Below are 14546 nucleotides of genomic sequence, written 5' to 3' on the forward strand. Positions count from 1 at the left end.
CTGATAGAGGGATTCCATGGGAAATCATAAAAAGAAAAAAGGCCCTTTTCAATTTATGCAATTTAGTGTTATTGGGGTTGCAAATGCAGCTATTGACATAGGAGTATTAAATCTCTTACTGTTATTTTTTCATACAGATAATCAGGGACTGTTATTGTTTTATAATACCATAGCTTATACACTGGCTGTAGCTAACAGTTATTTTTGGAATGCCAGCTTTACCTTTCGACGTTCAGCGGAAGGGAGCAACTGGCAGCGCCTGACCTTTATTGGACAGGGGATCGTGAGTTTAGGTGTAAATAACTTTGTCTTTTATATCGGCAATTTACTATTGGGATTTATTGGTATACCAAATTGGCTGCGCTATAATATTGCAAAGGGATTAGCCATGTTTCTCTCATTCCTCGCAAGCTTTTTTATGATAAAATATTTGGTGTTTAGAGATTTTGGAGCAAAGAAAGTGAAAGAATAATATCATTTTTAACAGGGAAGCTCAAATCACAGATGGTGTGATTTGGGCTTTTTTCGATATATCGGGATTCTTCATCCAGTTGCAGTGCACAGCTGGACCCTTTTAGAACCAAATCGACGACCCCCACAATCCAAATTAAATTATATAAAGACTTGAAAAGAAAGGATGTGACCTGCGTCAATTTTTATCAAATTATTTGATTTCCTGGGAGAAAGAAAGAATTTCGGCAACACCTTGTTCATTATTTCACAAAATAGACAAAGGTTTGTTACAGAAATGTGAAATAGTGAACAAAGTCATTTGCAAATCTAAAATTCATGTTAAGATATAAGTGTAATAAGGAAACAGCAAATGCGGTAAGGCCATGGCACCGCTTCTGTTACCTTATAATACGACAATATGTGAAATACTGAACAAATTTTAAGGGGTGGATTTATATGTTTAATCATTTTCTTCGTAATAACAAATATGTTGCAGGTGTGTTAGCTTTTCTTAGGATATATATTGGATATCATTTTCTTACAGCTGGCTTTGGAAAAATAACTGGCGGTGGATTTGATGCAAGTGGATTTATAAAAGGTGCAATTGCAAGCGCTGGTGGGGAGCATCCAGCTGTTCAGGGCTGGTGGGCAGCATTCCTGGAAAACGTTGCGTTACCAAATGCTGAAGTATTTACGTTCTTAGTTATGTGGGGAGAGCTTTTAGTAGGTCTGGCCCTTATCCTGGGGATTTTCACAAACTTTGCAGGGCTAATGGGGCTGACAATGAATTTTGCGTTCCTATTCAGTGGTACAGTTAGCACAAACGCCCAAATGGTATTAATAACGGTATTCATCGTTGTGGCAGGCTACAATGCAGGACGTTTCGGTCTGGATCGCTGGGTAATGCCTTTCTTAAACAATCACAACTTAACATTCAAGAGCCGTAAGAAACATAAAGAAGAAGTAGCGGTTGCATAACTGAATATTTATCATCCGGACAAGAGAAAACCTTAAAAGACGCGACCACAGCCGCGTCTTTTAAGGTTTAAGGGAAGATAAACAAGTTTATGACATATTATATCCATGATTAATCACAATGGATGAATACTAAGAAGAAGAGCATGGCTATTTCAGGGGTGAAATGGACATGCTTTTATATTTATCGGCTAGAAAGAGATATGAACCAAAAAGTTCCTTGCAACAGTTTGAATCTTCAGAAATGTATGATATAGTGTTTATAAGTGGAAATTTGAGGGGTAACAGTTAAACATACTGACTGGTTAGTATACTATATTGTAATTCAGCTTTTTTATTTCACACTTATGAAAGCGTTATCAAAGGGGAGGAGATCTTTTGAGTTTAATTCAGGATTTATTTCAATTGGACGGAAAGGTTGCCATTGTTACAGGCGGGGGTCGTGGCCTTGGGAGACAGATTGCTTTGGCCTATGTCGATGCCGGAGCTAAAGTTGTGATCTGTTCCCGAAAGCTTGAAAATTGCGAGACCACAGCTAAAGAAATTGAGGAAAAGGGCGGAGAGGTTTTAGCGCTGCAGTGTGATGTTCGAGAGCCTGATCAGGTTCAATATGTCGTAGATCAGACGATTGAGAAGTTTGGTAAAATCGATATCCTCGTAAACAATAGCGGGGCTTCGTGGGGAGCGCCCGTATTAGAAATGCCGCTGGATGCCTGGTACAAGGTCATGAATGTAAATGTGACAGGTACCTTCCTGATGTCACAGGCGGTTGGAAAGCATATGGTGGAACAGGAAAGCGGAAAAATTATTAATCTATCATCGATTGCAGGTTTAAGAGGGGTGGATCCACGTGTGATGGATGCTGTGGGCTATAACGCCAGTAAGGGTGCCATTATTACAATGACAAAGGATTTAGCTGCAAAGTGGGGCCCTCATAATATTCATGTAAATTGTATTGCACCAGGATTTATTCCGACGAAAATGTCTAAAGGAGTACTTGAGCATGGGGGAGGAGTTGTTTCAGAATTAACGCCTTTACGTCGCTTAGGAGAGGAGGAAGAAATTCAGGGGATTGCTCTATTCCTGGCTTCAAAAGCATCCAGTTATATTACTGGGGAGACCATTTCCGTTGATGGCGGGATGAGTGCTACTTAAAAGTTGTGAGGAGGAATGAATATGGAAAAAGTCTGGCAAAACCATTATCCGGATCATTTGAACAGTGAGCTTGTGATTCCCAATATTACAGCCGTGGATATGCTACACCAGACGGTTAAAAAATACGGGGATTATAAGGCCATGCATTTTTACGGAAGAGAGTTTACTTACAAAGAGCTTGGACAGCAGGCAGGAGCATTTGCGTCCAAGCTTCAGGATGAGGGTCTCAATAAAGGAGACAGGGCGGCGATTATGCTCCCGAACTGCCCGCACTATGTAATAAGCTACTATGGCATTTTGCAGGCAGGTGGTACGGTTACCCAGGTAAATCCAATGCTGGCGGGGCCTGAACTTGAGCATATACTAAAGGATTCCGGTGCTGAGACGATTGTCATTTATAAGCCACTTCTACCCGTTCTCAATCAGATTATTGATCAGACAAACGTAAAGAAGGTTATTCAGGTTACGCTTGGTGAAGAGAGCTCGGATGATGATCTGGCTGTAGAATTTACCGATTATTTAAAGCAGGCAACCCACCCGCCAAAGGCTGTTGAATTCGATCCGAAAGAAGATATTGCGATTCTGCAATATACTGGTGGTACCACAGGTCGATCGAAAGGAGCCATGCTTACTCACCGAAACATTGTCACCAACACGCTTCAAGCCTATGAGTTTTTTAAGGATGAAATCGAATTCGGCAAAGAACGCTATCTTACGGTCATCCCTCTGTTCCATGTTTTTGGCATGACATCATGTATGAACCTCTCCATTTATACAGCTGCAATGAATATTTTACTTCCTAAGTTTGATTTAGAAGAAGTCCTGCAAACAATCAAAGACCTCAAACCGACATCATTTCCAGGTGTACCAACCATGTATGTAGCCATCAACAGCCACCCAAAAGCAGAGGAGTATGGGATTGACAGTATAAAAATCTGTAATAGTGGAAGTGCTCCGATGCCAGGGGAGCTCATGCGTTCCTTTGAGAAAAAGACCGGTGCGAAAATTCTGGAAGGCTATGGCCTGTCTGAAGCATCCCCAATCACCCATTGTAACCCGATGTTTTCGGATAGAAAGCCGGGAAGTATCGGTATTGGGGTACCATCCACGGAATATAAAATAGTGGATTTAAGCGATGGTACAAAAGAAGTTCCATATGGGGAAACAGGGGAGCTGATTATTAAAGGACCTCAGGTGATGAAGGGATATTGGAATATGCCGGAGGAGACAGCAGAAACGTTGCGTGATGGCTGGCTGTATACGGGAGATATCGCTCGAATGGATCAAGATGGATACACTTATATAGTAGATCGGAAGAAGGATATGATTATTGCGAGTGGATACAATGTCTATCCTCGGGATGTTGAAGAAGTATTGTATGAGCATCCAGCTGTTCAGGAAGCTGTGGTTGTAGGTGTTCCGGATGAATATCGCGGAGAAACCGTTAAGGCTGTTGTTGTCCTGAACGAAGGGGAGAACAGTTCAGAGGAAGACTTAATCAGATTTTGCAGGGAAAACCTGGCAGCCTATAAAATTCCGCGTATGATTGATTTCAGAGATGAACTGCCAAAAACCAATGTCGGAAAAATCCTCCGTCGAAAAGTTCGTGAAGAGCTGGTGTAACCCTCTTTAAAATGGAAGCGCTTTAATTTTGGGAGGGTTGAAAATGAAGAATCAAATCATTCAAGCCTGTGTAGAAGCTTTTGAGAAAAAGGGATTCAGTGAAACCTCTATTCAGGAGATTGTTGACCGCTTAGGGGTAACTAAGGGAACCTTTTATTATTATTTTGCCAGCAAGGAACAGGTTTTAATGACGATTCATCGCAGGTACATTGATGAATTACTCATACAGCAAAAAGAGTTGGTAAGGCGTGCAGATGTAAGCTATACAGAAAAGCTTTACGGTCTCATTCGGGTGCTTATTTCCAATATTACTCCGTTAGGAAACAGCGCCCGAGTTTTTCATCGTGAATATCGTCATCTGAATGAAACTCACATGAAGGAAGTACGGGAAAAACGAAACCAGGTACGCTTGATTGTGGAAGAAGTTATTCGGGATGGAATCAAGGCTAAGGAATTTCGACAGGATCTGAAGGCAGATATTGTAACCCTTGGCATTCTGGGTATATGTAACTGGAGCTATCAGTGGTTTCAGTCGGACGGAATGTTCACCGACTTGGAAGTGGCAGACATTTTTATCGATATGATTAGCAGGGGAATTGAATACAGTTAGCTTTTCTGCTCAATGGAATGGATTACATTAAGCTTAGCCGGCAAATGGATGGAAAGGGAGGGTGAACAGTTTGAAGCATGAATGCAGAGTGAAAGCGAGGGCATTTGAAACAGATGCCTTAGGTCACGTCAGTAACATTAGCTATTTTATTTATCTGGAAGAGGCGCGGATTGAAATGTTCAGAGATTTAGGTGAGCCTATGAAAATGGATTCATGGCCCTTTATTTTAGCATCAACGAGTTGTGATTTTAAGCAGCAGGCCTATTTTGATGAGGTTATGACCATTCAAACCACTGTCAGTAAAATGGGCAACTCCAGCTTTCATTTAAAACACGAGTTTGTGAATAACAGGGGGTTGATCGCAGAGGGAAAGGCCATCATGGTGTATTTTGATTTCCATCAGCAAAAGACAGTGCCCATTCCTGATTCTGTAAGACAGAAGCTCATGCCTTACGTGGAAGAGAATGCAGTTGAGGGGAAGAAGGGATAAATTCAGCCACGGTGAAAGCTTGTATTGTACAGGGAAGAGTTATGGTTATACGGATAAGATTAAAAGGATCGTCTTTGGAAAGGAGACGATCCTTTTTAAATATTGTTCAGCAATTACAGAAAGCGGATTTGTGTCTTTTCAGAAGTATCCCCTTTAGTGATAGATTCCGGTCTCTCTCAATTTAGAGGAGGAGTTTGGAAGCATTGATAGAAGAGGTCACTGTAAATTTTGTTATCCATGATACAATAGATGAAAAGTTTAAATATGGAGAGGATATTATGCTGACTGATTATCATGTACATATGGCGGAAACCGGAGAATTTACAACCGATTACTTGAAGGAGTATTTACAGAAAGCAAAGGAGAAGGGAATTGAAGAATTAGGGATATCTGAACATGCTTATTTTTTTCATGAGACGAGTGATATTATTTCCAACCCCTGGATTGACAACCGTCGAGGGTTAAATTTTAAAGATTATCAGCAGTTCTTTGATCAGGCCAGGGCTGAAGGGCTGAACATAAAAATGGGGATTGAAATGGATTATAGACCCGGAAAGGAAAAAGAGATGGAGGCCTTTATTAATGCCCGTCCCTTTGACTATGTGATCGGCTCAGTTCACTGGATTGGCGACTGGGGAATTGACCTTGCGATTCATCGGGAAGAATATGAAAAACGGGATATTAATAAAGCTTATGAGCAGTATTTTGATCAAATCGTTACATTAGCCGAATCTGAGCTATTTGACTTTGTTGGACATATCGATTTAATTAAAATTTTCTCTTATAAGCCAGACGATCAGAATTTTGTTGAAAAGCAGTATGACCGGGCTGTGGAGGCTTTAGCCAAATCAGGCACATGTATTGAAATCAGTACAGCCGGGCTTCGTAAGCCTGTAGGAGAAATCTACCCGGACCCTATTTTGCTGCAAAAGTGCTATGAAGCCGGTGTTGGCATTGTGACATGCTCCGACGCACATGCACCAAAGCATGTGGGTTATGCCTTTGATCAGTCCCTTGAATTGGCCCGATCGATCGGGTATAAGGAAATTCAGGTGTTTAACCAGCGGAGGAGAGAGACGTATCCTTTAGGTTAATTGACCGGTAGACAAAAATCTGGTCATAAGAAAAGTCATACACCATGAGTATGACTTTTCTTTATAGATCCAGGTTTTTGGAATGCAGCCTGGTAATTGTGATTTAGTTGTACATCCTAAATATCATGCCATCCTACAAATCAATTGGCTTTACCTGGTGAATATCGGATACTTCCTGTAATTTTTGGAGGACATCTTCATCTATTTGTCGATCAACGGTTAGCATCATAATAGCATCTCCACCTACGTCGGAACGTCCGACCTGCATGGTTGCAATGTTGACGTCAAACTTTGCGAGCAGGCTTCCGACACGTCCGATGGCACCTGGCTGGTCTGTGTGACGGATGAGCAAAAGGTGACCTTGTGGAACGACGTCTACGCTGTAGGCATCTACTTTAACGATTCGTGTGCCAAGGCCGTTCAATAAGGTTCCTGCCACTTTGGAAGCGCCGGATTTTGTACGGGTTTCAACGGTAAGCAGATTGGTAAACCCTTTGGTGGATGTGGTCTTCTGTTCATTGATGGTAATCCCTTTTTTCTCTGCAAAATAAGGGGCATTCACATCATTTACGTGATCACCAAGGTGGCGTTTTAAAATGCCTTTTACGGTGTTGCGGGTTAATGGTGTCACATCCAGATCTGCTAAATCGCCGGAATAGTAGATACTGACTTCTTCAATCGGCTCCTGGGCAAGATGAGCGCTGAAGGTTCCCAGTTTCTCAGACAGATTAAAGTATGGTTCAATTCGTTTCATGACCTCAGCAGGTAAGGATGGCAGATTAACAGGGTTTTTGGCTGCACCGCCGTTTAGAATCTGAATAACATCACGGCTGACATCGATGGCTACGTTTTCCTGGGCTTCCACCGTACTTGCCCCTAGATGCGGGGTAGCCACTACTTCAGGGAGCTCAACTAATTTATAATTCTGAATAGGTTCTTCCTCGAAAACATCAAGGGCAGCTCCAGCAACTTTTTTCTCTAAAATAGCTTCGTACAGAGCATCCTCGTCAATGATACCTCCTCGGGCGCAGTTAATGATTCGTACACCTGGTTTCATTTGGTTAAAGGCATCCCGACTAATTAAATGCTTGGTTGCCGGCATTAAAGGTGTGTGTACCGTAATGAAGTCGGCCTGCTGAATCACTTCTTCCAACGTTCCACACTGTATGCCCATTTTTTCTGCCTTTTCTTCTGTTAAATAAGGATCATAGGCAATGACATTTAACCGCTGTCCTTTGGCCCGATAGGCAACCTCGGCTCCTATTCGTCCAAAACCTACAACGCCCAGGGTTTTTCCTTTTAGCTCCACACCTACGTATGCTTTGCGGTTCCATTCATGCTGTTTTAAAGAATGATAGGCCTGAGGAATTCTTCGTGCCAGCGACATGAGCATGGCCATGGTATGTTCAGCGGCAGAATTTGTATTCCCATCTGGTGCGTTTACTACGATTACCCCATGCTCAGTAGCGGCGTCCAGGTCGATGTTGTCAACTCCGACACCAGCACGGCCAATCGCCTTCAGATTTTTTGCTCTTTCTATTATGTCTTTGGTTACCTTCGTCTGGCTTCGTACAAGTAATGCATCATATTTTTCAATGGTCTCCAGAAGCTCTTCATGAGACAGACCGGTATGAACGTCAATTTTCAGATGTTCTTCCTGCTTAAGAGGCTGAATTCCTTCTTCACTTAACGGATCACTGACTAAAATATGGAACGTCATTTTAATTCCTCCTGTTTTCATGTTCTGTATAAACCGTTTGGGCCGCGGCTACACCTTTTCCAAGCTCGATTTGTTTTCCGGTTTTATATAAGCCGAGTTCTAATAAGCTAATGGTTTGTAAAACATCGGCAGGAGAGGAATACCCCATATGACCGATACGAAAAATTTTTCCTTTCAGATGCTGTTGCCCTCCCGCAATGGATAATCCGAATTCCGTTTTTAAAATACTCCGGAGCTTTTCCGGGTCAAAATCATCAGGCTGTATGGCTGTCACTGTTGGTGATGCATCCTGGTCCAGAGTTAGTAGAGGTAAACCAAGCGCACGACAGGCAGCCCGTGTCATACTCTTCATGGTTTCATGTCGTTTTACAACGTTGTCAATGCCTTCTTCTTCCATAAGATTCAGTACCTGATTCAGTCCAAATAATAAGGATAAAGCCGGAGTAAAAGGAGTTGAATCCGCGAGTAATTTATCATGATAGGTTGTTAAATCTAAATAGAAACGGGGCTGCGGATTTTCCTTCATTGTCCTCAGTGCTCTTTCACTGACTGCAATCAAGGTCAGTCCTGCCGGCAGCATCATTGCCTTTTGAGAACCTGTAACGAGAACATCTATCCCCCAGTCATCCATTTTACTTTCGACACCGCCAATACAGGATACGCCGTCGACAACAAACAGCGCATTTGACGTTCTGTGTACGATTTCCCCGATCTGTCTGACAGGATTTAATACGCCTGTTGAAGTTTCGCAAAAGGTGGAAAACACAACTTTTATATTTGGATGCTGCCTCAGATATTCCTCAATTTCCGCCGGATCTGCGGCACTTCCCCAGGATACTTCGATGACATGGGTTTGATAATCATAGCTGTTGCATATTTTTTTGAATCGGTGCCCAAACGCGCCTGTAGCAATGACGAGGACTTCATCACCGGGCTTAGCACTGTTTACAACCGCAGCCTCAAGGCCGGCAGTACCGCTTCCGGCAACAATCATAATCTCCTGTTCGGTTCCAAAGACGGGCTTCAGCCTTGGGCGCAGTTTCTGAATTAATTCCTTTGCTTCACGTCCACGGTGACCAATCATCGGCTGAGTCATTGCATGCTGCACACTAGGTGGAATTGGTGTTGGTCCGGGGATTCGTAAAAATGCTTGATCCTGTAGCATGTGTAAACACTCCTTTATGGGATTGTTTTTTTTTCATATAAAAAACCTTTCACCCCTTAATTAAGAAGGGGCGAAAGGTTATTCTTCCGCGGTACCACCCTTATTCACTGCTTCCAAACACTCCTGAAGCAGTCTTCATTGGTCCTCATGCGTAACGTGCATGTACCGGGCAGACCTACTGGCGATTCAACCTGCCAACTCCGAAGGGCTATCCATCACTCTCACCACTGGTTTACACCACCCACCAGCTCTCTGACGTATGAGCAATCATGGACTTGTCTTCTTCACCGTATTAACGTATAACCGTATTAAATGAATTTTAATCTATCATAGCAGACTTATAACGAATGTCAACCTGCAAATTTGCTTTAGCGCTTTAAAGCGTGTGGGGACAGTCCCGAAAATTTTGTAACAAAATGATAGGCTGATTCGTAGTCAGGTTGAAGGGGGAGAGAGGATGTCGCATAAAAATCTTGATGATATTTACCGTTCACATATGCCTGAAATATTTCGCTATTTGCTCTCTCTTACCCGTGATGGTTATTGGGCAGAGGACCTGGTACAGGAGACTTTTGTCAGGGCTTACCTACATATTGAAGAGCTTGATCCTCCCAGAATAAAACCTTGGTTATTTAAGGTTGCTTATCACGTATTTATTGATGCTGTACGGAAAAATAAGCGTCAGATTGTGAAAGATCAGCCGTTTTTCCAGCAAATAAAAGGAAATGCATCCACCGAAGAAGAGGCTATTACCCGGAATCAACTCCAGGAGCTGGAAGAAGTGCTTAAAACCTTACCAGAAAAGCAAAAGCACGCAGTTTTATTAGCTGATTTCCATGATCTATCTTATAAAGAATCAGCGAGTATCATGGAGGTTTCCATTTCGTATTTTAAAGTATTGTTATTTCGAGGCCGTCAAACTCTTCGTCGTTTAAAAGAAAGGAGTGATTCAGCGGATGAGAGATGATTTCAAGGAAAAGCTTAAGGCTTATTCAGAAGGGAAGCTATCAGAAGAAGAAACGCTGGAGGTAGAAAAAGAATTAGAAAAGATGGAAGTCTACCAATCCTATTTAGATGAGCAGCTGGATGACGAAACAGAAAATCGATTCCAGCCAAATGATCAAAAAATCATTCGAAAAGGAAAATGGAAGGCAAGAATCAGCAATGCTGTAACGGCAATTTCTATACTTATACTTATTGCATTTTGCAGCAGTCTGGTAAACAGTATTTTTTATTCCTGGGGTGAACCAGATCGTATTGAAGTATATAACGACGTAATTGAATCTGCTATTGCTGTAACCAATCCCAATATTGAGGTTGGCAGTAGAGGCTCAAATACAGGCTTTTTCTTTTTTAATAATAAAAGTGATCTCAAAAAAAGAATAGGGAATAAGAATGAAAAGGTGGGAAGCTTTGAAATGAATTTCTTTTATGGATTCCCTTTCTCTCCAACTATTGAAAAAGATATCGAGCAAAATTCAATGTTCATTTATCCTGTGGCTGAAAACAAGAATATTTCTGATGATCATGAATGGGAGCGACTCAATCATTTACCAGAGGGAACAGTAGCAGAAGCTTATATCTCTCTGGACCAGCTCTATTCAACAAAAAAACTTTTATCATTGCTTGAAAATTACCAGACCGTAAAGCCTGCTTGGTTCGCCGTTGATACCGGAATTGAGAAAGAGGAAGCAAAACAGAGAGGACCAACTCCCACCGATTCTATTGGTTTTCCAAGTTTGCCGATTTGGCATCCTGAAGATTTAGAAATCACTTCAAGGGAAACCGAGGATAAAGGCTTTTACAGTAATGTGACGATTGAGGAGGGGACGTACCCTAATGTTTCAGATTATGGAAGTGCAGAGCTGCGAAATGAAAATTTTATTCGCACACTGGAGATTATGAATGAGCATAAGCGGATTTCGAACCGAGTCGCCCAATCTTCAGACCTTAGACTAAATAAACGGATGGATTATGTAAAAAATCATGGGGTCCACATTTATGGAGTTGTGATAACAGGGCCTTCCAAAGAAATTTTAGCATTAAGGGGTGAAGATTGGATTTCCAGTCTTTCTATTGGAGAAGTAAGATTGTGGAATTAAAGAGAAGTTCAAGATTTATAAATTTATGTAAAATGTATCTTTTGCATTTTCTAAATTATGTTAAAATAACAAGAGTTGGATAACATATATTTCCTATTGGAGGTAAACATGGAATCAAGTTCAGTACTAGAACTAAGAAATGTAACAAAAAAGCTTGGAAACAAAAATGTAGTTGATGATTTATCTTTTTCCATCCAATCAGGCGAAGTGTTTGGATTGCTTGGTCCGAATGGGGCGGGAAAAACGACAACCATTCGGATGATTGCCGGGTTAATTTCGAAATCAAATGGAAAAGTATTCATTAATGGGGTAGACGCTGATGAGAATTTCAAACAGGTCATGTCTGAAATGGGCGCGATTGTCGAAAATCCGGAAATGTATAAGTTTTTAACGGGTTATCAGAATCTGCTTCATTTTGCCAGAATGGCCCAGGTTTCAATTACAAAAGAACGTATCAAAGAGGTTATTAAGTTAGTAGATTTAGAGAAAAACATTCATCGGAAGGTCAAAACTTACTCGCTCGGAATGAGGCAGAGGCTTGGGGTTGCTCAGGCGATTCTGCATAAGCCTTCCCTGCTCATTTTTGACGAGCCTACAAATGGATTGGATCCACAAGGAATTTATGAATTTCGTACTTATTTAAAAAAGCTGACGGAACAAGGAGTTGCCGTGATGGTATCAAGCCATTTGTTAGCTGAAATGCAGCAGATGTGCGATCGTGTCGCCATTATTCAGGAAGGCAAGCTTATTGACATCAGTTCTGTTCATGAGTTAAGGGAGGACCATGGTGCAGACACACTGGTCCAATTTGAAGTCGATCAGCCAGAACTGGCAAAGGAAAAACTAACGGATTTTGAATTTGAAATTGTTGACGGATATCTGCAATGCCCCGCAAAACGCAGTGATATACCGTCTATTAATAAAAAATTGGTACAAGCCAATATTCAGGTTTTTGGAATTTCCAGCAAAAACCCATCACTTGAGGAGAAGTTTTTAGCCATAACGAAGGGAGGAGAGGAAGTATGATGAAATTGTTCTCCCTTGTTTATAATGAAAATATAAAAGTGTTTAAACGCATTCGTACGTGGATTATGTTTGGTATTATGGCTTTCGCTGTTCTTCTTATGGCTTTCTTAATGCACCAGGGCGGACAGAACCAGGATTGGGAGCAGCGTGCGCAGGATGAAATTCAAAGGTATGAAGATCAGATTGAGGCAATAAATGAATCCATGCAGCAGGCTGAAAATCAGGAGAATTCCGAACAGGCACAGCAGGTCATGCCCAACGCCGAGGAGGAAATTTCCAGTATTCAGGGTCAAATTGACAGACTTGAGTCCCATCTGGAGGAAGGAAAAAACCCTTATGAACGGAATGTATGGACTTTTATGTCTGATTCGACAGGCTTAATTGCCCTTATATCCTTATTTGTGGTGATTGTCGCAGCAGATATTGTCGCAAGTGAATTTTCCTGGGGAACTATAAAAATGCTGATGATTCGTCCTTTTACCCGGGGAGAAATTTTATTATCCAAATTTACCACAGTGGTTCTTTTTCAAATCATTATTCTGGCGCTTCTGTTAATGACTTCCTGGCTTATCGGGGGAATGTATTTCGGCTTTGCACCACTTGATTATGAAAGTATAACTTTTACAAATTCAGGGCAGATGGAAGCGGAAACGGTTAGTATTGAAGTATTGAAAATTTACGGAGTGGAATTTATCAGGTTATTAGTGATTGCATCGCTGGCCTTTATGATCTCCACTATTATGAGAAGTAACACATTTGCGATTGGAATTGGCGTTTTTATTTTGCTGTCTGGAAATATTATAACCGGTTTGTTAAGGCAGTACGAATGGGGGAAATATGTGCTGTTTCCGAACTTGAATTTGACTCAATATATCCATAATTTGTCCCCGCCATTTGAAGGAATGACTCTTCCTTTTTCCATAGGGGTAAATGCAGTTTATTTTGTCATTTTCATGGGACTCACCTGGTATATATTTAAAAAACGGGATATTGCCGGGTAAAAAGTGTGGAAGAGCCAGGTTCCGAATGGAAGCCTGGCTTTTTAGTTTGTGACTGAGGCCTGCAAAAATGTTTAGAGAGGTTCGAATGTTTTACAATCTGTTTCTTTCTGATGATTGGCTTCTTTCCCGCTGTGGCTTACGACGTAAATTGCCTCGGCTGTACATTTATTGCCTACTGCCCAATATTTACAGTTTTTCACTTCGCAAATACGTCCTGAGCCAAGCTTTCCACCCCCTGTTTTTATAAGGATACCTCTCGTTTGAAAAAATCATTCAGATTCAGAAAGGATGATTTTGACCAGGTTGGAGAGGGTCATTTAGTTACCGGGATGTGTTTGTCAACGCAGAGGATTTAGCTGGAAACGAAATGATAAGGCCAAAACTAAAAAATCACGAACTTGTTTATCATAAAATCATAAAATGTGAATAAAATTTTTAAAAACTGTTGAACCATTGTCCATTCCCTGTTATAATTTCAAATATCAGTTCAACAACGAATGTTTTCGACAAAATTTGCGGGTGTAGTTTAGTGGTAAAACCTCAGCCTTCCAAGCTGATGTCGTGGGTTCGATTCCCATCACCCGCTCCAGCAATTATAATACATGTTACCAACGCAGTGTTTCGTTTGGCTCGCCACGAAGCATTGCGTTTTTTAATGGAATCATATATTTTAATCCTTCTGGTTAGTATGGAAACGGGATTGCGTCTTCATTTATGCTGATTTGCTGTTTTTTTAAAGTGAATCAGTCACGTTTTTGCTTTTATCTGTCGTTTTTCTGATTTTATCCGTCGCTAGGAGCGAAAACCAAGTCAGTATCGACGCTCAATCGATCGGCTGAGTTTTACATCGATTGGTTCTGACGGGGAATCGGTCACATAAGGACGTTTATCAACCGAATCTGGAGTTTTATCAGTCACCTCGAGCAAAAATCAAATCAGTTTCGGCCGTCAATCCTTCAGTTGATTTTTTATCGACCAAAGTGGGCTGGGAATCAGTAGAATATCCCGGTTTATCAATCGAATTCCTGGTTTTTTCAGTCTGAATTCTTGTTTTTAAGTCTGCCAGTTCGTCCCCCGTTAAACCATCCCTGTCTGACTTGAATTTCCGCCACTTGCCTTGTATCCTTGGATT

At 41.4% G+C, this 14546-nt stretch carries 14 protein-coding genes, 1 tRNA gene and 1 other annotated feature; of the genes, 12 read left to right on the plus strand and 3 right to left on the minus strand.

All coding sequences use genetic code 11. The annotated features are described in order from the left end of the window. The first annotated feature begins 16 nt into the window (after window positions 1–16). The 7 genes from ACZ5OK_RS03795 (at window position 17) to ACZ5OK_RS03825 (ending at window position 6400) form a co-directional block, all read left to right on the plus strand. The gene (locus ACZ5OK_RS03795) at window positions 17–472 is read left to right on the plus strand and encodes a GtrA family protein (RefSeq protein WP_343839360.1); all 456 of its coding nucleotides are present in this window, start codon (window positions 17–19) and stop codon (window positions 470–472) included. Window positions 473–909: 437 nt separating this feature from the next. Beyond that, window positions 910–1431 carry a DoxX family protein gene (locus ACZ5OK_RS03800; RefSeq protein WP_343839362.1) on the plus strand — a complete coding sequence of 174 codons (522 nt, stop codon included), beginning with the start codon at window positions 910–912 and terminating at the stop codon, window positions 1429–1431. Window positions 1432–1806: 375 nt separating this feature from the next. Then, entirely contained in the window at window positions 1807–2583 is a 777-nt protein-coding gene (locus tag ACZ5OK_RS03805; protein ID WP_343839364.1) for an SDR family oxidoreductase, read from the plus strand. A 15-nt stretch (window positions 2584–2598) separates the two neighbouring features. Beyond that, window positions 2599–4206, plus strand: coding sequence for a long-chain-fatty-acid--CoA ligase (locus ACZ5OK_RS03810; RefSeq protein WP_343839367.1), 1608 nt, complete (start codon window positions 2599–2601; stop codon window positions 4204–4206). A gap of 43 nt (window positions 4207–4249) precedes the next feature. Next, entirely contained in the window at window positions 4250–4816 is a 567-nt protein-coding gene (locus ACZ5OK_RS03815) for a TetR/AcrR family transcriptional regulator (RefSeq protein WP_343839370.1), read from the plus strand. 70 nt (window positions 4817–4886) lie between these two features. Then, window positions 4887–5306 carry an acyl-CoA thioesterase gene (locus ACZ5OK_RS03820; protein ID WP_343839373.1) on the plus strand — a complete coding sequence of 140 codons (420 nt, stop codon included), beginning with the start codon at window positions 4887–4889 and terminating at the stop codon, window positions 5304–5306. 278 nt (window positions 5307–5584) lie between these two features. Next, on the plus strand, window positions 5585–6400 hold the full coding sequence (locus ACZ5OK_RS03825) for a histidinol-phosphatase HisJ family protein (protein ID WP_343840259.1): 816 nt from the start codon (window positions 5585–5587) through the stop codon (window positions 6398–6400). Window positions 6401–6533: 133 nt separating this feature from the next. On the opposite strand, the gene serA is transcribed toward ACZ5OK_RS03825, so the two are convergent. Continuing rightward, window positions 6534–8120 (minus strand): phosphoglycerate dehydrogenase, encoded by a 1587-nt coding sequence (gene serA, locus ACZ5OK_RS03830; protein ID WP_343840262.1) that lies wholly within the window; start codon window positions 8118–8120, stop codon window positions 6534–6536. A 1-nt stretch (window position 8121) separates the two neighbouring features. After that, window positions 8122–9285 (minus strand): pyridoxal-phosphate-dependent aminotransferase family protein, encoded by a 1164-nt coding sequence (locus tag ACZ5OK_RS03835; RefSeq protein ID WP_343839376.1) that lies wholly within the window; start codon window positions 9283–9285, stop codon window positions 8122–8124. 63 nt (window positions 9286–9348) lie between these two features. Further along, window positions 9349–9582: a binding site (T-box leader), on the minus strand. A 160-nt stretch (window positions 9583–9742) separates the two neighbouring features. On the opposite strand from ACZ5OK_RS03835, the gene ACZ5OK_RS03840 reads away from it, so the two are divergent. The 4 genes from ACZ5OK_RS03840 (at window position 9743) to ACZ5OK_RS03855 (ending at window position 13414) form a co-directional block, all read left to right on the plus strand. Continuing rightward, window positions 9743–10252 carry a sigma-70 family RNA polymerase sigma factor gene (locus tag ACZ5OK_RS03840; protein ID WP_343839380.1) on the plus strand — a complete coding sequence of 170 codons (510 nt, stop codon included), beginning with the start codon at window positions 9743–9745 and terminating at the stop codon, window positions 10250–10252. Next, the gene (locus ACZ5OK_RS03845; protein WP_343839383.1) at window positions 10242–11387 is read left to right on the plus strand and encodes an anti-sigma factor; all 1146 of its coding nucleotides are present in this window, start codon (window positions 10242–10244) and stop codon (window positions 11385–11387) included. Before ACZ5OK_RS03840 ends, ACZ5OK_RS03845 begins: the two co-directional genes overlap by 11 nt. Window positions 11388–11495: 108 nt before the next feature. Further along, entirely contained in the window at window positions 11496–12413 is a 918-nt protein-coding gene (locus ACZ5OK_RS03850) for an ABC transporter ATP-binding protein (RefSeq protein ID WP_343839386.1), read from the plus strand. Continuing rightward, entirely contained in the window at window positions 12410–13414 is a 1005-nt protein-coding gene (locus tag ACZ5OK_RS03855) for an ABC transporter permease subunit (protein ID WP_343839389.1), read from the plus strand. The genes ACZ5OK_RS03850 and ACZ5OK_RS03855 overlap by 4 nt, the downstream gene beginning before the upstream one ends. A 71-nt stretch (window positions 13415–13485) precedes the next feature. Here ACZ5OK_RS03855 and ACZ5OK_RS03860 read toward each other — a convergent pair whose 3' ends face one another. Beyond that, a complete protein-coding gene (locus tag ACZ5OK_RS03860) occupies window positions 13486–13623 on the minus strand; it encodes a DUF1540 domain-containing protein (protein WP_343840265.1) in 138 nt (45 codons plus the stop codon). 306 nt (window positions 13624–13929) lie between these two features. Here ACZ5OK_RS03860 and ACZ5OK_RS03865 point away from each other — a divergent pair. After that, window positions 13930–14003 (plus strand) — tRNA-Gly (locus tag ACZ5OK_RS03865). Window positions 14004–14546 lie beyond the last annotated feature (543 nt).

This window comes from Salinibacillus aidingensis (assembly GCF_055393355.1).